Origin of the sequence: Novosphingobium sp. MD-1, assembly GCF_001014975.1 — a bacterium.
GTDB lineage: Bacteria > Pseudomonadota > Alphaproteobacteria > Sphingomonadales > Sphingomonadaceae > Novosphingobium.
This window is the reverse complement of sequence record NZ_BBXA01000026.1, coordinates 15,159-35,040: the sequence shown is the minus strand read 5'-3', so window position 1 is coordinate 35,040 and position 19,882 is coordinate 15,159. Positions and strand designations below refer to the sequence as shown.

General features: G+C 68.0%; 20 protein-coding genes and 1 tRNA gene. 10 read left to right on the top strand and 11 right to left on the bottom strand.

The features are described from left to right. Positions 1-11: 11 nt before the first annotated feature. Positions 12-1,649: a M20/M25/M40 family metallo-hydrolase gene (locus NMD1_RS08670; protein ID WP_125954431.1), complete on the top strand. Its 1,638-nt coding sequence runs from the start codon at positions 12-14 to the stop codon at positions 1,647-1,649. 15 nt (positions 1,650-1,664) lie between these two features. Here the strand turns inward: NMD1_RS08670 and rimO are convergent, their stop codons facing one another. Then, positions 1,665-3,059: a 30S ribosomal protein S12 methylthiotransferase RimO gene (rimO, locus tag NMD1_RS08665; RefSeq protein WP_125954430.1), complete on the bottom strand. Its 1,395-nt coding sequence runs from the start codon at positions 3,057-3,059 to the stop codon at positions 1,665-1,667. A gap of 149 nt (positions 3,060-3,208) precedes the next feature. On the opposite strand from rimO, the gene NMD1_RS08660 reads away from it, so the two are divergent. Next, positions 3,209-3,619 carry a DUF1761 domain-containing protein gene (locus NMD1_RS08660; protein WP_199558094.1) on the top strand — a complete coding sequence of 137 codons (411 nt, stop codon included), beginning with the start codon at positions 3,209-3,211 and terminating at the stop codon, positions 3,617-3,619. Between the two features lie 13 nt (positions 3,620-3,632). Here NMD1_RS08660 and NMD1_RS08655 read toward each other — a convergent pair whose 3' ends face one another. The 5 genes from NMD1_RS08655 to NMD1_RS08635 form a co-directional block, all read right to left on the bottom strand. Continuing rightward, positions 3,633-4,679 (bottom strand): TrkA family potassium uptake protein, encoded by a 1,047-nt coding sequence (locus NMD1_RS08655; protein ID WP_125954429.1) that lies wholly within the window; start codon positions 4,677-4,679, stop codon positions 3,633-3,635. Further along, positions 4,676-5,485 carry a M23 family metallopeptidase gene (locus NMD1_RS21705; RefSeq protein WP_125954428.1) on the bottom strand — a complete coding sequence of 270 codons (810 nt, stop codon included), beginning with the start codon at positions 5,483-5,485 and terminating at the stop codon, positions 4,676-4,678. The genes NMD1_RS08655 and NMD1_RS21705 overlap by 4 nt, the downstream gene beginning before the upstream one ends. Then, positions 5,485-6,765 (bottom strand): serine--tRNA ligase, encoded by a 1,281-nt coding sequence (gene serS, locus NMD1_RS08645; protein WP_125954427.1) that lies wholly within the window; start codon positions 6,763-6,765, stop codon positions 5,485-5,487. The genes NMD1_RS21705 and serS overlap by 1 nt, the downstream gene beginning before the upstream one ends. A gap of 92 nt (positions 6,766-6,857) precedes the next feature. Then, positions 6,858-7,049, bottom strand: coding sequence for a DUF2892 domain-containing protein (locus NMD1_RS08640; protein ID WP_190287316.1), 192 nt, complete (start codon positions 7,047-7,049; stop codon positions 6,858-6,860). Positions 7,050-7,144: 95 nt separating this feature from the next. Beyond that, positions 7,145-7,219: transfer RNA gene (locus NMD1_RS08635), tRNA-Val, on the bottom strand. 79 nt (positions 7,220-7,298) lie between these two features. On the opposite strand from NMD1_RS08635, the gene NMD1_RS08630 reads away from it, so the two are divergent. Next, the gene (locus NMD1_RS08630) at positions 7,299-7,622 is read left to right on the top strand and encodes a DUF3297 family protein (protein WP_190287317.1); all 324 of its coding nucleotides are present in this window, start codon (positions 7,299-7,301) and stop codon (positions 7,620-7,622) included. A 35-nt stretch (positions 7,623-7,657) separates the two neighbouring features. On the opposite strand, the gene NMD1_RS08625 is transcribed toward NMD1_RS08630, so the two are convergent. Continuing rightward, positions 7,658-8,554, bottom strand: coding sequence for a LysR family transcriptional regulator (locus NMD1_RS08625; RefSeq protein ID WP_125954426.1), 897 nt, complete (start codon positions 8,552-8,554; stop codon positions 7,658-7,660). A 103-nt stretch (positions 8,555-8,657) separates the two neighbouring features. Between NMD1_RS08625 and NMD1_RS08620 the strand changes: the two genes are divergently transcribed. The 5 genes from NMD1_RS08620 (at position 8,658) to mmsB (ending at position 14,123) form a co-directional block, all read left to right on the top strand. Next, positions 8,658-10,154 (top strand): CoA-acylating methylmalonate-semialdehyde dehydrogenase, encoded by a 1,497-nt coding sequence (locus tag NMD1_RS08620; protein WP_124810441.1) that lies wholly within the window; start codon positions 8,658-8,660, stop codon positions 10,152-10,154. A gap of 8 nt (positions 10,155-10,162) precedes the next feature. Further along, a complete protein-coding gene (locus NMD1_RS08615) occupies positions 10,163-11,305 on the top strand; it encodes an acyl-CoA dehydrogenase family protein (protein WP_125954425.1) in 1,143 nt (380 codons plus the stop codon). Further along, positions 11,302-12,375, top strand: coding sequence for an enoyl-CoA hydratase/isomerase family protein (locus tag NMD1_RS08610; protein ID WP_125954424.1), 1,074 nt, complete (start codon positions 11,302-11,304; stop codon positions 12,373-12,375). Before NMD1_RS08615 ends, NMD1_RS08610 begins: the two co-directional genes overlap by 4 nt. A 62-nt stretch (positions 12,376-12,437) precedes the next feature. After that, positions 12,438-13,223 (top strand): enoyl-CoA hydratase-related protein, encoded by a 786-nt coding sequence (locus NMD1_RS08605; RefSeq protein ID WP_125954423.1) that lies wholly within the window; start codon positions 12,438-12,440, stop codon positions 13,221-13,223. 30 nt (positions 13,224-13,253) lie between these two features. Beyond that, the gene (mmsB, locus tag NMD1_RS08600) at positions 13,254-14,123 is read left to right on the top strand and encodes a 3-hydroxyisobutyrate dehydrogenase (RefSeq protein WP_125954422.1); all 870 of its coding nucleotides are present in this window, start codon (positions 13,254-13,256) and stop codon (positions 14,121-14,123) included. A gap of 33 nt (positions 14,124-14,156) precedes the next feature. Here the strand turns inward: mmsB and NMD1_RS08595 are convergent, their stop codons facing one another. Beyond that, on the bottom strand, positions 14,157-15,002 hold the full coding sequence (locus tag NMD1_RS08595; protein WP_371432176.1) for a CHAP domain-containing protein: 846 nt from the start codon (positions 15,000-15,002) through the stop codon (positions 14,157-14,159). Between the two features lie 164 nt (positions 15,003-15,166). On the opposite strand from NMD1_RS08595, the gene der reads away from it, so the two are divergent. Beyond that, complete coding sequence (der, locus tag NMD1_RS08590; RefSeq protein ID WP_125954421.1) at positions 15,167-16,546, top strand: ribosome biogenesis GTPase Der; 1,380 nt, start codon at positions 15,167-15,169, stop codon at positions 16,544-16,546. A 15-nt stretch (positions 16,547-16,561) separates the two neighbouring features. Here der and NMD1_RS08585 read toward each other — a convergent pair whose 3' ends face one another. The 3 genes from NMD1_RS08585 to NMD1_RS08575 form a co-directional block, all read right to left on the bottom strand. Next, positions 16,562-17,278 carry an MgtC/SapB family protein gene (locus tag NMD1_RS08585; RefSeq protein ID WP_124810447.1) on the bottom strand — a complete coding sequence of 239 codons (717 nt, stop codon included), beginning with the start codon at positions 17,276-17,278 and terminating at the stop codon, positions 16,562-16,564. 85 nt (positions 17,279-17,363) lie between these two features. Beyond that, complete coding sequence (locus tag NMD1_RS08580) at positions 17,364-17,843, bottom strand: gamma-glutamylcyclotransferase (protein WP_158453930.1); 480 nt, start codon at positions 17,841-17,843, stop codon at positions 17,364-17,366. Between the two features lie 56 nt (positions 17,844-17,899). Then, entirely contained in the window at positions 17,900-18,679 is a 780-nt protein-coding gene (locus NMD1_RS08575) for an inositol monophosphatase family protein (protein WP_124810449.1), read from the bottom strand. Between the two features lie 242 nt (positions 18,680-18,921). On the opposite strand from NMD1_RS08575, the gene NMD1_RS08570 reads away from it, so the two are divergent. Next, positions 18,922-19,866 (top strand): helix-turn-helix domain-containing protein, encoded by a 945-nt coding sequence (locus NMD1_RS08570; RefSeq protein WP_125954419.1) that lies wholly within the window; start codon positions 18,922-18,924, stop codon positions 19,864-19,866. Positions 19,867-19,882 lie beyond the last annotated feature (16 nt).

Here is a 19,882-nt window from a genome sequence, read left to right as displayed (position 1 = left end):
GAACCTTTTCCATGTCCAGCCGTCCTGCCTTTCGTGGTGCCCTTCGCGCCGCCGCCGCGCTCTCTGTCCTGCTCGCGCCGCTGCTGCCCGCGCCCGCGCTGGCCGGGCCGGCCGAGGACGCCGCCGTCGCGCGGATCATCGATGAAGGCATGAACCGCAGCGCGGTGATGACCACCGCCAGCCAGCTGATGGACGGCATCGGCCCGCGCCTCACCAATTCGGAAAACCACCGCAAGGCCGAACGCTGGGCGATGGACGTGCTGCGCGGCTATGGCCTGACCAACGTCCACGCCGAACCGTTCAACTTCGGGCTGGGCTGGAACGCCGACGGCTGGTCCGCCGCGATGGTCTCGCCCCGCCCGCTCGCGCTGACGGCAATTCCGGTGGCGTGGTCGCCGCCGACCACGGGCGCGGTGCGCGCGCCGGTGATCGTCGCGCCGATGAGCCGGGAAGAGAACTTCGCCGAATGGAAGGGCAAGCTCGCCGGCCGCATCGTGCTCGTCTCGCTGCCGGGCGCGACCAGCGAATCCAAGGACCCGGTGTTCAAGCGCTACACCGATGCCGAGATCGGCGAATTCGACAAGTTCGACCAGCCGCGCTTCGATCCCGAAGCCGCAGCGCTGCAGATCCGCAACCGCAGCTTCCTGCGCAAGCTGACGGAATTCCTCAAGGCCGAAGGCGCGCTCGCGCTGGTGCGCATGAGCTATCGCGATGGCAAGCTGGTCCATGGCGAAGGCTATGACTTCGTGCCCGGCAAGACGCTGGCCGTACCGGCGATGGAACTGGCGCAGGAGGATTACCGCCGCCTCGTCCGCCTGGCGAAGACCGGGGCCGCGCCCGAAATCGAACTGAACATCGAGGCGCGCTTCGACGACAAGAACCTGATGGCGGAGAACGTCATCGCCGAAATCCCCGGCACCGATCCCAAGGCGGGCTATGTCATGGCCGGCGCGCATTTCGACAGCTGGATCGCGGGCGATGGCGCCAACGACAACGGTGCCGGCAGCGTGGCGGTGATCGAGGCCGCGCGGCTGATCGCCAAGCTGGGCATCCGGCCCCGGCGCACGATCCGCTTCGCGCTATGGAGCGGGGAGGAGCAGGGCCTGCTCGGCTCGCGCGCCTATATCGAACAGCACCTTGCCTCGCGCCCGGTAGATCCCGCGCTGACGGGCATTGAATCCTACGTGGCGTGGCGCAACGCCTTCCCGATCACGCCGAAGGCCGAATACACGGCGCTGAAAGCCTATTTCAACATGGACAACGGATCGGGCCGGTTCCGCGGCATCTATGCCGAGGGCAACCTGGGCGCGGGCGCGATCCTGGGCGACTGGCTGGCCCCGTTCAAGGCGATGGGCGCGGGCCGCGTCGTCGCGGAGAAGACCGGCGGCACCGACCACGTCTATCTCCAGTCGATCGGCCTGCCCGGCTACCAGTTCATCCAGGACCCGCTCGACTACGACAGCCGCGTCCACCATTCCAGCATCGACACGCTGGACCACATGCGCGCGGACGACATGCGGCAGGCCTCGGTGATCCTGGCGGGGATGCTGTGGCAGGCGGCCAACAGCGACAAGGAACTGCCGCGCAGCCCACTGCCCACCCAGCCCGCGCCGACCGATCCGTTCAAGGTGGCGGACCCGAACCAGTAGGAGCGGGAGATCGCTTCAGGCGATCACGCCATAGAGGTCGTGCGCGTCGGCATCCTCGATCCGCACCTGCGCGAAATCGCCCGGCTTCAGCGTGGCGGGCACGTTGCGCAGATAGACCGCGCCGTCGATTTCCGGGGCATCCGCCTGGCTGCGCGCGGTCGCGCCCAGATCGCCGTCCTCATCCGGCTCGCCCACCTCGTCCACGATCACCTGGATCGTGCGGCCGACCTTGGCGGCGAGCTTGGCCGCGCTGATCGCCTCGGTCTTTTCCATCAGCCGGGCGTAGCGTTCCTCCTTGACCTCCTCCGGCACCGGATCGGGCAGATGGTTGGCGCTGGCGCCATCCACCGGTTCGAAGCGGAAGCCGCCCACCCGGTCGAGCTGGGCCTCGTCCAGCCAGTCGAGCAGGTACTGGAAGTCCGCCTCGGTCTCGCCGGGGAAGCCGACCACGAAGCTCGACCGGATGGCAAGATCGGGCGCGATGTCACGCCATGCCCTGATGCGCTCGAGCACCTTCGCTTCGTTGGCGGGGCGCTTCATCGCCTTGAGCACACTGGGCGCGGCATGCTGGAACGGGATGTCGAGATAAGGCGTCACCAGCCCTTCGGCCATCAGCGGGATCACCGCGTCGACGTGGGGGTAGGGGTACACGTAATGCAGCCGCACCCACGGTACCTCGCCCTGCGGCGTGCGCAGCTGGCCCAGCTCGCGCGCCAGATCGGTCATGTGGGTGCGCACGGGATGCCCCTTCCACGCGCGCTCCTCGTGCCGCACGTCCACGCCATAGGCCGAGGTATCCTGGCTGATGACCAGCAGTTCCTTGGTCCCCGCCGCCACCAGCTTCTCCGCCTCGCGCAGCACGGCATCGATGCGCCGGCTGGCCAGCTTGCCGCGCAGCGACGGGATGATGCAGAATGCGCAGGCGTGGTTGCAGCCTTCGGAAATCTTGAGATAGCTGTAATGCCGCGGGGTCAGCTTGATCCCGCCCTGGTCGTCCAGCGCCTGCGGGATCAGGTCGATATACGGCCCCATGCTGGGCGGCGCGGCTTCGTGCACCGCTTCCACCACCGCCTCGTACTGGTGCGCGCCGGTCACGGCCAGCACGTCGGGGAACTTCGCCCGGATCAGCTCCGCCTCGTTGCCCATGCACCCGGTCACGATCACGCGGCCGTTCTCGGCGATCGCCTCGCCGATCGCGGCCAGGCTTTCCTCCTTGGCCGAATCGAGGAAGCCGCACGTATTGACCAGCACCACGTCGGCCCCGGCATAGTCCGCGCTCATGGCATAGCCATCGGCGCGCAGGCGCGTGAGAATGCGTTCGGAATCGACCAGCGCCTTGGGGCAGCCAAGGCTGACCATGCCGACGCGCGGCGGTTCGGGAAGCGTGAGCGGGGAATCCTGGGATGTCATGGCGACCGCGCCTTACGCGGATTCGCGCCGCCCGTCATCATGCGGCATCATCATTCGGCGTCATCAGCCATCATCGCAGCGCCCGCGAATTGCCAATGTGACGTCATCTCGCTACCGTCTCGCGAGGCGGGAAGCGAGGAAAGAGCAGAATGGGTCCGGTGAACTGGCTGGCGGTGTTTCTCGCTATGCTCGCCGCGTTGACGGTGACCGCAGTGTGGTATGGGCCGCTGTTCGGCCGCGCCAAGCTGGAGGAGGTCGGCCCTGGCGGCCTCGGCACCCGCACCGCACCCGCGCGCACGCTGGCGATCACGGCCGCGCTGCTGCTGGTGACGGCATCGATGATGGGGCACATGTTCGCGCGCGTCGGCCCCGAAACGCTGGCGGTGAAGCCCTGGCTCTATTTCATGATGTCGGGCGGCCTTGCCGGTGCCTTCGTGATCCCGTCGCTGTGGATCAGCTATACCCAGCAGCGGATTTCCACCCGCCTCGCGCTGATTGATGCCGGATTCTGGATGGTCGCCTACCTGGCGATGGGTCTGGTGTTCTTCCTGATCCGCTGATCGCCCGTAACCGTCAGGCCGCAGCCCCGCCGACAGCGCCATCGGTCGGCGCCGTAGGCACGATTTCCACGATCATGTCGCCAGGCGCCAGTTGCCTGCTTTCCTCTTCCCAGAAGCCATAGGCCTTGCCCCCGCGATAGATGCGCAAGCCCTGCCCGCCGGATGCCAGGCGGGTCAGCGGCTGGCCCACTTCCTCGTCGCGCACCGGCCGTTCGACAAGGTGGACGCGCCCGGAAATGGACGCGAGATCGGAAAGATAGCCGGCCGTGTGCTGCCCGTGCGCGGTGCCGGCGAGCAGTTGCCCGGTGAAGCGCACCGGGTTGATGACGTTGGTAGCGCCCGCCTGCTGCGCCAGCACTTCGTTGTCGGCGGCGCGAACCACGGTGCTGATCGGCACGCCGGGCGCCAGATGCCGCGCCGTCAGCGTGATGAGGATCGAGGTATCGTCGCGCCCGGCGGAAATCAGGACCGCGCTGGCTCTGGCGATGCGCACGTCGATCAGCGTGGTGTCGCGGGTGGCATCGCCGGGCAGCACGTTGCACCCCATGCGTTCTGCTTCCGCCAGCCGCCCTTCCGCCCCGTCGACCACCACGATCGTCGCGGGATCGGTTCCGCGCGCGATCAGTTCGGCGACCGCCTCGGAACCCGATATGCCAAAGCCCAGCACCACGACGTGACCCGACAGGGCATTCTGGATCTGCGCCATGCGCCACCTCTCCCAGCTGCGCTTGATGATGAAGTTGTAGGCTGTGCCCACGAAGATGAAGATCACCGCCAGGCGGATCGGCGTGACGATCACCGTTTCGATCAGTCGTGCCCGATCGCTAACCGGCGCAATGTCGCCGAACCCGGTCGTGGTGATGGAAATCATGGTGAAATAGACCACGTCGAGGAAACTGACGTGTCCGTCATGGTTGTCGGCCAGCCCTTCGCGATCGATCCAGTGGATCAGCACCACCAGCGCCAGCAGCGCGAAGGCGGCCGATAGCCGCAACGCGATGTCGGCCCACACCGGAACCCGGATCAGCCGGCGCAGTGCCTGGTGCCCGACCGGCCTCACAACCGGACTGGCAGGTACACGACCGGATCGCGCGGATCGTTGTCGCGGCGCAGCTCGAAGTGCAGCGTCGGCCGCTTCGCCTCGCCACTCTTGCCGATGCTGGCGATCGCTTGCCGCGCCTTCACCACATCGCCCTCCTTCACCCGCACCTGGCCGAGATAGGCATAGGCGGTGGCCCAGCCCTGCCCGTGATCGATGACGATCAACTGACCGAAGCGTTCGGGCTCGTTGCCGGCGAAGATCACGGTGCCGGCACCGGCGGCGCGCACCGTCAGCCCGGCGTAGGCGGCCAGATCGATGCCCCGGTTGCGCTGGCCGGAAGCGACCGACCCTGATGGAACCGGCGTGCCGAAGCGGCTCAGCACCGCGCCCGATACCGGCCAGGACAGCGCAGGCGCGCCCGCCTCGCGCACGTGGGGCGCCGGCGCGGGGCGCAAGGGCGGCGCCGGGCGCGGCGCTGGCGCGGGCCGGGGCGTCGCCTTGGGTGGCGTCGATGTCTGCGGAGCCGGCGTCGGCACGGGGGCCGGGCGCGGCGGCACCGGCACCGGATCGGGCCGTTTCAGCACCTGCCCCACGCGGATGATATAGGGCAAAGGAATGCCGTTGGCCCGCCCCAGCGCTTCCATGGTCACGCCCATGCGCTGCGCGATGGCGCGGAAGGTATCGCCCGGCTGGACTTCGTAGGTCCAGGCGATGATCGGCGCGCCAGCCCCGGAGCCGGCGGCGTTCTGGGCGAACGATGGCGCGGCCGGCGCCGCCGCCAGCAGCAGCGCCGCGAATCCGGCGGCCGTTCGCCGCGCGCGCATCAGCCCTGCGGCACCAGCCGCGTCAGCCCGCCAAGGTAGGGGTGCAGCGCGGCGGGCAGGTCCACCGATCCATCGGCCTGCTGGCCGTTCTCCAGCACCGCCACCAGCGTGCGCCCGACCGCGAGGCCCGACCCGTTGAGCGTATGGACGAACTCGGTGCCCTTCTGCCCTTCCGGGCGATAGCGCGCGTTCATCCGCCGCGCCTGGAAATCGCCGCAGTTGGAGCACGAGGAAATCTCGCGATAGGCTCCCTGCCCCGGCAGCCAGACTTCGAGGTCGTAGGTCTTGCGCGCGGTGAAGCCCATGTCGCCGGTGCACAGCAGCACCTTGCGATAGGGCAGTTCCAGCGCCTGCAGCACACCCTCGGCGCAGGCGGTCATGCGCTCGTGCTCGGCCTCCGAATCCTCGGGCCGGGTGATCGAGACCAGCTCCACTTTCTCGAACTGGTGCTGGCGGATGAACCCGCGCGTGTCACGCCCGGCCGCGCCGGCCTCCGAACGGAAGCACGGGGTCAGCGCGGTCATGCGGATCGGCAACGCGGCCTCGGCCAGGATCTGCTCGCGCACCGCGTTGGTCAGGCTGACCTCGGCGGTGGGGATGAGCCAGCGGCCGTCGGTGGTGCGGAACAGGTCTTCGGCGAATTTGGGCAACTGGCCGGTGCCGAACACCGCCTCATCCTTCACCAGCAGCGGCGGGATGCATTCGAGATAGCCGTTCTCGCCGGTCTGCCGGTCCAGCATGAACTGCGCCAGCGCGCGGTGCAGCCGCGCCATCCCGCCCTTGAGGAACGTGAAGCGCGCGCCCGAAATCAGCGCGCCGGTTTCGAAATCGAGGCCCAGCGCGGGGCCAAGATCGGCGTGTTCGCGCGGGGTGAAATCGAACGCGCGCGGCGTGCCCCAGCGGCTGACCTCGACGTTCTGCGCCTCGTCCTCGCCCGGCGGCACGTCGTCGGCCGGGCAGTTGGGCCATGCCGCCAGCGCATCGGCGAGCTGCGCGGTCAGCCGGCGCTCCTCATCCTCCAGCGCGGGCAGTTCGGTCTTGAGCGCGGCGACTTCGGCCTTCAGCGCCTCGGCCGTGTCCTTGTCGCCCTTGCCCATGGCCGCGCCGATCGCCTTCGACGCCTCGTTGCGGCGGGCCTGCGATTCCTGCATCCGCGTCGCCACATCGCGCCGCGCGCTGTCGAGCGCGAGGATGGACTGCGCCACCGGCTCCACGCCCCGGCGGGCAAGGGCGGCGTCAAAAGCGGCGGGGTTTTCGCGGATCAGGCGGATATCGTGCATGGTCCGGGGCTATGCCGTCTCGGCGCGGCCCTTGCAACCCGATCGGGAACAGGCCGATCGGAGAAACGGGCCTATCACGGAAACGCGGACGCCTATCGCCGGGGGCAGGTGTTCACGCCGATCAGCGAATAGAGCGGGCAAACACGGAACAGCCCGGTCAGCAGCGGCACAAGGCCGATCCAGCCCCAGCCGGTTTTCGGCCCAACGAAGACCATCGCGATCAACACCAGCCCCAGCACGACCCGCAGCACGCGATCGATGCCACCCACGTTGAAGTTCAGCATGAAACCTCTCCTCCAGTTGCGGCGCCGTTCTGGACGCAGGGAGAAGCGCGGGCATTGATGCCCGTCAAAGCCGAAATGTGTGAGGACCGGGGAAGTGGTGGGCGCGACAGGGATTGAACCTGTGACCCCACCCGTGTGAAGGGTGTGCTCTACCGCTGAGCTACGCGCCCACTTCCGTTGCGGAAGCGCGCCCTTAGACATCCGCGCGTCAATTGACAAGCGGGGAAAGCGGGATAGAGGCGTTTTCCCATGAACGACCACGCTTCCGACCAGACGCCCGAAACCGCAACCGGCACCCCGACCACTGGCGCGGACGTGCCGCCGGACCGACTGGCCATCAACCCGCGCAGCGCGCATTTCGATGCCGACAAGCTGCGGCGCGGCGTGGGCATCCGCTTCAAGGGCACGGTGCGCACCAACGTCGAGGAATACTGCATTTCCGAAGGCTGGGTGCGCGTGCAGGCGGGCAAAACGATGGACCGCAAGGGCAATCCGCTGACGCTCAAGCTCAGCGGCCCGGTCGAAGCCTGGTACGAGGATCTGGGCGAGGACGCGCCGGTCGCGAAAGCCTGATTTTCCGGGTTCGCCTGCGCGAACCCGATCATCCTCTACCCCGGCAGGAGCCGGCCCCGCTCCGCCGCCACGATTCCGGTCAGCCAGTCCTTGAACGCGCGCACGCGGGCAAGGTTGTGCGTGTCCTTGTGCGTCACGACCCAGAACGAGCGGGTGATGCGCCGTTCGGGCAGGATCGGCACCAGCGCCGGATCGTCATCGCCGATGAAGCAGGGCAGCACACCGATGCCGGCCCCGGCAGCGATCATGCGGTATTGCGTGATGATCGACGAACTGCGCAGCGCGGCGGACAGGTCTGGCTCGATCTCCGCCAGATAGCGCAGTTCCGGCGCAAACAGCAGATCGGGGACATAGCCGACCAGCCGGTGCCGGGCGGTCAGGTCCGCGGGGCGTTCGGGCGCGCCGTGCGCCGCAAGGTAGGCGGACGAGCCATAGAGCCGCAGCGCATAGTCCGAAAGCTTGCCCGCGATCACCGGCCCGGCGCGCGGCCGCGAGAGCGTGACGGCAAGGTCCGCCTCGCGCTTGGACGGGCTGAGGAAGCCGGTGGAAGCGACAAGGTCCACCATCAGGCGCGGGTGCGCTTCGGTGAAGCCGTGAACGCGCGGCGCCACGAACCAGGTGCCGAAGCCTTCGGACAGGCTCACCCGAAGCAGGCCCGAAAGCCCGCCCGATACCGCCGCGCTTTCGGCGATGCGGCTGGCGGCCTGCTCCATCGCCTCGACATCGACGAGCATCGCCTCGCCCGCCTCGGTCAGCACCTGCCCTTCGCGCGTCTGTTCGAACAGCGTGGCGCCGACGCGCGCTTCCAGCCGGCGCAGGCGACGGCCCATGGTGGTGGCGTCCACCCCCATGGCCGATGCCGCGCGCGCCAGCTGCCCGGCGCGGGCGATGGCGAGGAAGGCCTGATAGTCGTTCCAGTCGGATGGCTGCATGATTGCAGGTAGAACTCGCATAATCGCCGGTTGCCTGCAACTGGTCCGGAGTGCAGGACAGCGCCGAGGTCACTTCGATCCCGTCAGGAAGAGGATTCGCGCAATGCGCCTGATCGATCATTTCATCGTCGGTGGTCCCGGCGGCGCCCCCGCTCGCAAGAGCGACGTCTTCGATCCCAACAGCGGCGGCGTGCAGGCGCAGGTCGCGCTGGGCGACCAGGCGGTGCTCGATCGCGCCGTCGCCGCCGCGCAGGCCGCGCAGCCCGCCTGGGCCGCCACCAACCCGCAGCGCCGCGCCCGCGTGATGTTCCGCTTCAAGGAACTGGTCGAAGCGAACATGGACGAACTGGCCCGCCTGCTCTCGTCCGAGCACGGCAAGGTCATCGCGGATTCGAAGGGCGACATCCAGCGCGGGCTGGAAGTGGTGGAATTCGCCTGCGGCATCCCGCACGTGCTGAAGGGCGAATACACGCAAGGCGCCGGGCCGGGCATCGACGTCTATTCGATGCGCCAGCCGATCGGCATCGGTGCGGGCATCACCCCGTTCAACTTCCCGGCGATGATCCCGCTGTGGATGTCGGCCGTGGCCATCGCCTGCGGCAACGCCTTCATCATCAAGCCTTCGGAACGCGATCCGTCGGTGCCGGTGCGCCTGGCCGAACTGTTCCTGGAGGCCGGGCTGCCCGAAGGCATCTGCCAGGTGGTGCAGGGCGATAAGGAGATGGTCGACGCGATTCTCGATCATCCCGCGATCGGCGCGGTCAGCTTCGTCGGCTCGTCCGACATCGCGCACTACGTCTATAACCGGGGCGTGGCCGCCGGAAAGCGCGTGCAGGCGATGGGCGGGGCCAAGAACCACGGCATCGTCATGCCCGACGCCGATCTCGACCAGGTGGTGAACGATCTGGCCGGCGCCGCATTCGGTTCGGCGGGCGAACGCTGCATGGCGCTGCCGGTGGTGGTGCCGGTGGGCGAAGACACCGCCGAGCGCCTGAAGGCCAAGCTGATCCCGGCGATCGAGGCGCTCAAGGTTGGCGTCTCGACCGATCCCGACGCGCACTATGGCCCGGTGGTGACGCAGGCGCACAAGGAGAAGATCGAGGGCTGGATCGCGAAGTGCGTGGAGGAAGGCGGCGAACTGGTCGTCGACGGGCGCGGCTTCACGCTGCAGGGCCACGAGAACGGCTTCTTCGTCGGCCCGACGCTGATCGATCACGTCACCGCGGAGATGGACAGCTACCACAACGAGATCTTCGGCCCGGTGCTGCAGATCGTGCGCGCGAAGGACTTCGAGGAAGCGCTCGCGCTGCCCTCGAAGCACCAGTACGGCAACGGCGTCGCCCTGTTCACCCGCAACGGCCATGCCGCGCGCGAATTCGCGGCGCGGGTCAATGTCGGCATGGTCGGCATCAACGTGCCGATCCCGGTGCCGGTGGCCTATCACACCTTTGGTGGCTGGAAGCGGTCGGCATTCGGCGATACCAACCAGCACGGCATGGAAGGCGTGAAGTTCTGGACCAAGGTCAAGACCGTGACCCAGCGCTGGCCCGACGGTTCGCCGGACGGGGGCAACGCCTTCGTCATTCCGACGATGGGGTAAGGCGCCAGATGACCGACCAGTTCCAGCTTACCGAGGACCAGCGCGCCATTCAGGAGATGGCGCGGCGGTTCACCGCCGACGCGATCACGCCCTTCGCCGCGCAGTGGGACGAGGAACACCTGTTTCCACGCGAAACGATCAAGGCCGCCGCCGAACTGGGCTTCGGCGCGATCTATGTCAGCGAGGAAGCGGGCGGCATCGGCCTCGGGCGGCTGGAAGCGGCGCTGATCATGGAAGCCATGGCCTATGGCTGCCCGGCGACCAGCGCGTTCATCTCGATCCACAACATGGCGGCGTGGATGATCGACAAGTTCGGTGGCGACGCGATCAAGGCGCGCACGCTGCCGGGCCTCGTCACCATGGACCTGATGGCCAGCTACTGCCTGACCGAGCCGGGTTCCGGTTCGGACGCGGCGGCGCTCAAGACCACCGCCCGCCTCGAAGGCGATCACTACGTCGTTACCGGCACCAAGCAGTTCATCTCGGGCGGCGGGGTGAACGATCTCTACGTGACGATGGTGCGCACCGGCGACGATGGGCCGAAGGGCATCACCTGCCTGGTGATCGAGAAGGACATGCCGGGCGTCAGCTTTGGCGCGCCCGAGAAGAAGCTGGGCTGGAACGCCTCACCCACCGCGCAGGTCATCCTCGACAACGTGAAAGTGCCCGTCGCCAACCGCGTCGGCGCGGAAGGACAGGGCTTCGCCATCGCCATGGCGGGGCTGGACGGCGGGCGGCTGAACATCGGCGCCTGTTCGCTTGGCGGGGCGCAGCGCTGCCTCGACGAGGCGGTCGGCTACGTCAAGGACCGCGCGCAGTTCGGCAAGGCGATCGCCGAGTTCCAGAACACCCAGTTCACGCTGGCCGACATGGCGACCGATCTGGAAGCGGCGCGCGCCCTCCTCTACCTCGCCGCCGCCAAGGTGACCGCCGGCGCGCCCGACAGCACGCGCTTTTCGGCGATGGCCAAGAAGCTGGCGACCGACAACGGGTCCTCGGTGGTCGACCGCGCGCTCCAGCTGTTCGGCGGCTATGGCTATCTGCGCGATTACCCGATCGAACGCTTCTGGCGCGACCTGCGCGTGCATCGCATCCTGGAGGGGACAAACGAAGTGATGCGCCTGATCGTGGGAAGGGACCTGTTGAAGTGACCGATGACGTTCTGATCCGCACCGAAGGCGCCGCCGGCTTCCTCTCGCTCAACCGCCCCAAGGCAATTCATGCGCTGACGCTGCCGATGGTCCACGCCATGACCGCAGCGCTGCTGGCCTGGCGCGACGATCCGGCGGTACAGGTGGTGATCCTGGACCACGCAGTTGCGCCCGATGGTGATCCCAAACTGTCGCGCGGGTTCTGCGCCGGCGGCGACATCGCCTTCCTGCGCAATTCCGCGCTGAACGATGGTGGCGCATCGGGCCGCCAGTTCTTCTTCGACGAATACCGGCTCAACCACCTGATCTTCACTTATCCCAAGCCGGTGGTGACCTTCATGGACGGGATCACCATGGGCGGCGGCGTGGGCCTTGCCGGGCCTTCGCAATACCGCGTGGCGACCGAGGCGACCAGGCTAGCCATGCCCGAAACCGGGATCGGCCTGTTTCCGGACGTTGGCGGCGGCTGGTATCTTTCGCGCCTGCACGGCCGGCTGGGTCCGTATCTGGCGCTGACCGGGGCGCGGCTGGACGGCGCGGAATGCCTTTGGGCCGACCTTGCCACGCACTATCTGCCGTCCGCCGCCACGGCGGAGGCCAAGGCGCGCATCGCCGCCGATCCTTCCGCTGTCGCTGCGACGCTACACGCGTTGGCCGCCGTGCCGCCCGAAGCGAAGATCGCCGCCGTGGCCGAAACGATCGCGCGGACGTTCGCGTCGGACCGGTACGAGGACATCCTGGCCGCGCTGGCGGCCGAGGACGGCGACTGGGCGCGCGCGACGCTGGAAACGCTGGGCCACAAGAGCCCGCAGACCTGCAAGGTGGCGCTGCGGCAATTGCACGACAGCCTTTCGCTGACCGATTTCGCGGACAACATGGCGATGGAATATCGCGTGGCCAGCCGCGTGCTGGTCCGCCCCGATTTCGCCGAGGGCGTGCGCGCGGTGATCGTCGACAAGGACCACGCGCCGCGCTGGAACCCGGCCACGCCCGAAGGCGTGACCGACGACCTGATCGAGGCGATCTTCGCCCCGCTGCCGGCGGACGAGGAATGGACGCCATTGCCTTGAGCGCCGCTTCCCGCGAGAGCGGGTGGCTGCCCGCCCGGGCGACACATCTGGAGACTGCTGAGATGGCCGAATACGAAACGATCCTGGTCGAACAGAAGGGCGCCGTCACGCTCATCACGCTCAACCGCCCGCAGGCGCTGAACGCGCTGAATTCGCAGGTGCTGGAAGACCTGATCGGCGCTTTCGCGGCGTTCGAAGCCGATCCCGCGCAGCGCTGCGCGGTGCTGACCGGATCGGGCGAGAAGGCCTTTGCGGCCGGCGCGGACATCAAGGAAATGGCGGAAAAGCCGGCGGTCGATTTCTACAACCAGGATTTCTTCGCGCGCTGGACCAGCCACCTCGTCAAGACCACGCGCAAGCCGTGGATCGCGGCGGTGAACGGCTTCGCGCTGGGCGGCGGCTGCGAACTGGCGATGATGGCGGACTTCATCATCGCGGCCGACACGGCGAAGTTCGGCCAGCCGGAGATCAAGCTGGGCGTGGCGCCGGGCATGGGCGGATCGCAGCGCCTGACGCGCGCGGTGGGCAAGGCCAAGGCCATGGAAATGTGCCTGACCGGGCGGATGATGGGCGCCGAGGAAGCCGAACGCTCGGGCCTCGTCGCGCGGATCGTGCCGCTGGCGGACCTGCTGGCCGATGCGCTGAAGACGGCCGAGACGATCGCCGCGATGCCGCCGGTCGCGGCCATCGCCAACAAGGAAATGGTCAACGCCGCGTTCGAGACCACGCTCGATCAGGGCCTGCTCCACGAACGCCGCCTGTTCCAGATCCTGACCGCCACCGAGGACAAGGCCGAAGGCATGGCGGCATTCATCGAAAAGCGCCCCGGCGTCTGGACGGGGCGGTAAGGCCTGAATTGCCAGCGATAGGGGAGAAGCATGAAAATCGCGTTCATCGGTCTCGGCAATATGGGCGGCGGCATGGCCGCGAATCTGGTCAAGGCCGGGCACGAGGTTCATGCCTTCGACCTTTCCCCCGATGCGCTGGCGCGGGCCAGCGATAACGGCTGCGCGACCTATACCTCGGTGCGCGAGGCGGTGCGGGGCGCGGAGGCTGTGGTCTCGATGCTGCCCAACGGCGCGATCGTGGACAGCGTCTATGGCGCCGACGTGATCGGACAGGCCCCGCAAACAGCGCTGCTGCTCGATTGCTCGACGATCGACGTCGCCACCGCGCGCAAGGTCGCGACAGCGGCCTCGACCGCCGGCTATGCCATGGTCGACGCCCCCGTCTCGGGCGGGATCGCCGCCGCGAACGGAGGCACGCTGACGTTCATGGTGGGCGGCGATAACGCGGCTTTCGCGCGGGCGGAGCCGATCCTGGCGGCGATGGGCAAGGCGGTGATCCATGCCGGCGGCAGCGGCGCCGGACAGGCTGCCAAGATCTGCAACAACATGATCCTGGGCGCGACGATGATCGCCACCTGCGAAGCCTTTGCCATGGCGCAGAAGCTCGGCCTCGATCCGCAAGTGTTCTATGATATCTCGTCGAAGGCTTCGGGCCAGTCGTGGTCGATGACCAGCTATTGCCCGCTGCCCGGCGTGGGGCCGCAGAGCCCGGCGGACAACGACTACCAGGGCGGTTTCGCCACCGCGCTGATGCTCAAGGACCTCAAGCTGGCGGTTGCCGCCGCGCGCGATGCGGGATCGCAGGTGCCGATGGGCACGCGGGCGGAAGAACTCTACGAAGCCTTCGCCGCCGCCGGCAACGGCGGGCTCGATTTCTCGGCGATCATCCGCACGCTCTGATTCCGGCAACCTAGACCGGAAGCGCCGCGCGGATCAGCGCATCCGCGCGGCGATGATCCGGCCGATCGGGTCGCTATCGCTTCCCGCCAGGCGCGTGGACGTCGCGCGGGCCGGAGCCGTTCGCGGAGCGCTGGTGGCAAGGCTCTGCCGGGCCGGGCGCCGCGACGCCGGAGTCTGCGCGGCGCGCGATTCGGGTATGACACCCTTGAGGAAGTCCGCGCCGATACCGCGGCCAGCCGCGCTCCGCGCGGGCTCGGTGCGCGCCATCAGCGGCGCATGCGCCGGGGTGGCCGTTTCTGCCGACGCGAGCACCGTCAACCGCTCGTTCTTGCGCGGCTTTTCGTTATAGATGAAGCCGTTGACCGGCCAGCGCGTGGTCCCGAGATCGGCGATCGGGGCATACCACACGCGCACTTCGCTCCAATCGTTTTCGGGCGAAACGTCGACCGCGCGCACGTCTTTCTCGATCTGCCCGCGCCGGCCGTTGATCGGCGACCAGTTGGCATGGCGCAGCAGCACCGTGCGCGAATCGATAATCCGGCTGACTGCCGCGACATGGCCCAGTTCCATGCCGCCATAGGGGCGGAAGCTCATCACCGCGCCCACGCGCGGCTGGCGGCCACGGGCATAGCGCCCCGCCGCCTGATCCCACCAGGTCAGCGCATCGCCATAGATGCCGATGCCGGAAACCTGCCGCGCATAGGGCACGCACTGGAGATAGGGCAGCGCGTCCGAATCACCATCCGCATCCTGCTGGCGCGTCATCGCGGCCGCGCCCGCTGCCTGCAACGCCGCGGGCGCGGCTTGCGCCACGTTCGCTGAGCCCCATACGGCCCCCGATACGGCCAGTGCCGCGATTTTGCCGGTCAATCCCTTCATGCCGGCAATTTTCTGCCGGTAAGGTAAGAATCACCCTCACCGATGTAGTTAACATGCGTTTAAGGCGATGAACGGCGATTACGGAGGTTCGGAAAGGCCGGTTTACGGGCGGTTCGCGCCAAACCGTCCTTGCCATCGCCGCGCGCGCGGGCCAACGGTGGGCGATGCATCCGCAAGTTATCATCATCGGCCGCCCCAACGTCGGCAAGTCCACGCTTTTCAACAGGCTTGTGGGGAAAAAGCTGGCGCTGGTGGACGATCAGCCAGGCGTCACGCGCGATCGCCGCTTCGGCGAAGCGACGCTGCTCGGCCTCGAATTCACCATCGTCGATACCGCCGGCTGGGAAGACGAAGATCCTTCCAGCCTGCCCGGCCGGATGCGCCAGCAGACCGAGGCTTCGCTGACCGGCGCCGATGTGGCGCTGTTCGTGGTGGACGCGCGCGCCGGTATCACCCCGCTCGACGAAGAGATCGGCCGCTATCTGCGCGAACATACGCTGCCGGTGATTCTCCTGGCCAACAAAGCCGAAGGGCGCGCTGGCGAAGCGGGGCTGCTGGAAGCCTATTCACTGGGCTTCGGCGATCCCGTGGGCGTTTCGGCCGAACATGGCGAGGGCATGGGCGATCTGTTCGAAGCGCTCTACCCGCTGATCGGCGAACCCGAAGCCGATGCCGACGACGGCGAGGAAGACGGTGAAGAACCTGAATACGATCCCGAATCGATCCTGAAACTGGCCGTGGTCGGGCGGCCCAACGCGGGCAAGTCCACGCTGATCAACCGCCTGCTGGGCGAGGATCGCCTGCTCACCGGGCCGGAAGCGGGCATCACCCGCGATTCGATCGCGATCGATTGGGACTGGAACGATCCCAAGAGCGGCAAGGCGCGCCCGATCCGCCTGATCGACACGGCCGGCATGCGCAAGAAATCGCAGGTCGTCGAGAAGCTGGAAAAGCTGTCGGTCGCCGACGCGCGGCGCGCGATCGATTTCGCCGAAGTCGTCGTCCTGCTGCTCGATGCCACGCGCGGGCTGGAGCATCAGGACCTCAAGATCGCCTCGATGGTGCTGGAGGAAGGCCGCGCGCTCGTCATCGCGATCAACAAGTGGGACGTGGCCGAGGACGCCAGCGGCCTTTTCAACGGCGTGCGCGCCGCGCTGGACGAAGGGCTGGCGCAAGTGCGCGGCGTGCCGCTGGTGGCCGTATCGGCGCGCACAGGCAAGGGGCTGGACACCTTGCTGTCCGTGGCCTTCGACATCCGCGATTCCTGGAGCCGCCGCGTGCCGACCGCCGCGCTCAACCGCTGGTTCGACGATGCGCTATCCGCCAATCCGCCGCCGGCCCCCGGGGGCAAGCGGATCAAGCTGCGCTACATTACGCAGGCCAAGACGCGCCCGCCCGGCTTCGTGCTGTTCGGCACCCGGCTGGACATGCTGCCCGAAAGCTACCGGCGCTATCTGATCAACGGCATCCGGCGCGAGCTGGGGTTCGATGCCGTGCCGATCCGCCTGACGCTGCGCAGCCCGAAGAACCCGTTCGCGAAGTAACGCGGACGCGCGCGCTCAGTCGTGCGTCTGCACTTCCCAGGTGGCGTGGGCCACTGCGTGCGTCCGTTCCAGATGCGCGGCGATCGCATCGAGATCCTTCTCGGCGGCCGCCGTGCTGACCAGGCGGGCACGGACTTCGACCGTGTCCTCGGCACGTTCGACCAGTTCTGTATCGGCGACCGGATAACGCATCAGTTCAAGGTGATCGACCAGCAGGTCGCGCAGCCTGTCGGCGCTGGCCGCGTCCGTGGTGACCGTCACCCAGTATGTCGCTTCCAGCGATGCGGCGGCCAGCGGGATGCGGTTGATCGCGTTCACGACAAAACGCAGCAGCGTGTTGCCGGCCACCACGAACACGGTCAGCGTTGCGGCTTCGGCCAGCATGTCGGTGCCCGCACAGGTGCCCACAGCGGCCGAGCACCAGAGCGTGGCGGCCGTGTTCAGGCCGCGCACGTTCTTGCCCTCCTTCATGATCACCCCGGCGCCCAGGAAACCGACGCCCGAAACGACATAGGAGATCACGCGCACCGCTTCGGCATCGCCGGCCAGGCGCTGGCCCAGATCGACGAACGCCGCCGCGCCCAGCGCCACCAGCGCGTTGGTCCTGAGGCCCGCCGTGCGCTGGCGATACTGCCGTTCCGCCCCGATCAGCGCGCCGAACAGCAGCGCCGCCGCGTAGCTCACCAGCGAATCGAGGTAGGGCGTCAGATGAAAGGTTTCCTGAAAGCGCATCCCGCACCGCCTTTTCCGTGGCTATCCGCCGGCGAATCCCCGACCCGCCCATGCGACAGGACTGTGACGGTGAAAAGACCCGCCGTCAGCGCCGCCGCGCGCCCGCGCGGCCCGACCCCAGCGCGGACAAGCCGCGGGTGGCGATGAAGGCGGCGAAATCCCCGCCCGGTATGGGGCAAAGGCCCGGGTGCAGCGGCCGGTTGAACAGATAGGCATCGGCGCGGACGGTGCCCTGTCCCGGCACATGAACGGTCACCGTGCGCCGGCGATATTCCGACCGCGCGGGCCGGCGCGGATCGCAGTTCTCGTAGGAATCCAGCAGCCGCAGCGTGGCGCGGGTGAAGCGCGGCCCGCTGTCATAGACATAGCCGAACACGCGGCCGGATACGCTGCCGGCGCTCACGGGCGTCAGCACCGGATACCAGCCTTCGCCGTGGCGCACCGCGTGCAGCCGGCCGCGCACCCAGCCCCGCCGCGCCGGGCCGAGCAGCGGCAGCACGGCGCGCGTCACCGGATTGTCGTGGGCATGGGTCAGCGTGCCGTAGAAGAAGAACCGCTTCTTCACCGCGCCCGCCCGTTCAATGCCACCGGTTCAAGGTCGCTGGTTCATGGCCGCCGCGCTCAGTGCCCGCAGGCCAGCGCCTCGACCACGTCGTCGAGCCGCGCCGGATCGCCCAGCGCGATGACATGGCCGTCCGACCCGGCGTGGAGCGGGTTGCCGTTCCAGTCCGCCATGGTGCCACCCGCGCCTTCGACCACGGGCACCAGCGCGGCCCAGTCGTGCAGTTTGAGGTTGGCCTCGCAGACGACATCGATGTGCCCGGTCGCGAGCATGGCGTAGTTGTAGCAATCGCCGCCCATCACCATGCGCTTGTGGTCGGTCTTGGCGGCCAGGCCCATGAAATGCGCGCCATCATGATCGTCGAAATAGTGCGGGCCGGTGGTGGCCAGCGTAGCATCGGCCAGGCTGCGGCAGGCGCGGGTGCGCACCGGTTTACCGTTCAGCGTGGTCGGACGGCCGGTCGCGCCCACCCAGCGTTCGCCGGAAATCGGCTGGTCGATCACGCCCAGCACCGGAAAGCCTTCCACCACCAGCGCGATCAGCGTGCCGAACAGCGCGCGGCCGGCGAGGAAGCCGGTGGTTCCATCGATCGGGTCGAGCACCCAGCTCCGGCCGGAAGAGCCGGTGGTCGCGCCGAACTCCTCGCCGATCACGGTATCGCGCGGCACTTCGGCGGTCAGGATGCGGCGCATCGCTTCCTCCGCCGCGCGGTCCGCCAGCGTCACCGGGGTGGCATCCCCCTTGCGTTCGGCTTCGACAGAGCGGAAATAGGGGCGGATGGCTGCGCCGGCGGCATCAGCAAGGCGCAGGGCGAGGGCGATATCGTCGTCCAGTTTCATGGGCTCTGTTTTGGCCCGGCGCCGGCGCGCCGGTCAAGGACAACGCGGCGAACGTCATCGAAAGGACGTGCCCCCTGTGCGCAAACGCACCGGCAGGCAGTGCGCCAGATCACCCATGTCGACCGGGAAGCTATTGACGGCGCAAGCAAACTTTTACCATGGGCGTGACCGGTGCCACAGACGCGGCTATGGTGGGGGAGTAGGTGGCGGACGGCGAGCTGTTCGTCATTCGGGGAGCAACAATGTCACGCAATTCGAGGCCGGCGATCGATCGGTCGATCGCGTCCGCGGCGGGGGTGTCGCGCGACGGCCAGCCATTGTCATACAACCGCGCGCCCGCGGCGGATCTCGCGCCGTGGATCGGGCGTCTCTATGTGACCGTCGTGGAGATGCCGGACGATTATCTCCTCGATTGCGGCCTGTTCAACGATACCCCGTTCATTCGCATCCAGTTGCGTGGTCAATGGACCGCCGATACCGCCGACGGGCGCCTGCATTCCGAAGGCGATGCGCTGTTCTTCGGCCCGCACACCCGCCGTATGCCGGTTTCGGTGCGCGGCAGCTTCACCAGCGTAGGCCTCACCCTGCGTCCGGGTGCCTGCCATGCGCTGCGCGGTCCGGGCGCGCGCGACCATCTCGACCGCATCTGCCCGCTGGACGACATGGGCCTTTCCAGCAAGCGCTGGCTGGACCTGTTCGATCCCGACGGGACGCCGGAGGACTGGTGTCGCGCGATGGAAGACGAAATGCGCCAGATCATCGCGGGGCGCGGTGGTGAAATTCCCGAATTGCTGACCGCGCGCTTCGAGGCCGAGGCTTTCGTCGATCCTTCGATCACCGTCACGCGCTTTGCGCGGGAAATGGGCGTGGAGCAGCGCCGGCTGGAACGGTGCGTGCGCCGGGATTTCGGAATGCCGCCCAAACAGGTGCTGCGCCGCGCCCGCGCGCTCGACATGGCAAGCCACCTTCGCGGCGTGGCCGACCACGACGAAGCCGAGGCGCTGTCGCTGCGGTACTACGACCAGAGCCACCTGATCCGCGAGTTCACCGACCTGTTCGGCATGTCGCCGCGCCAGTTCGTGGCGCGGCCGCAACCGCTGATGACCCTGGCGCTGGAAACGCGCCAATCGCGGCGGCTGGAAATGATCGAACGCATTCAGCCCGGGCAAATCCGCCCCTGGCAGTAAACCGCGCGGCGCCACG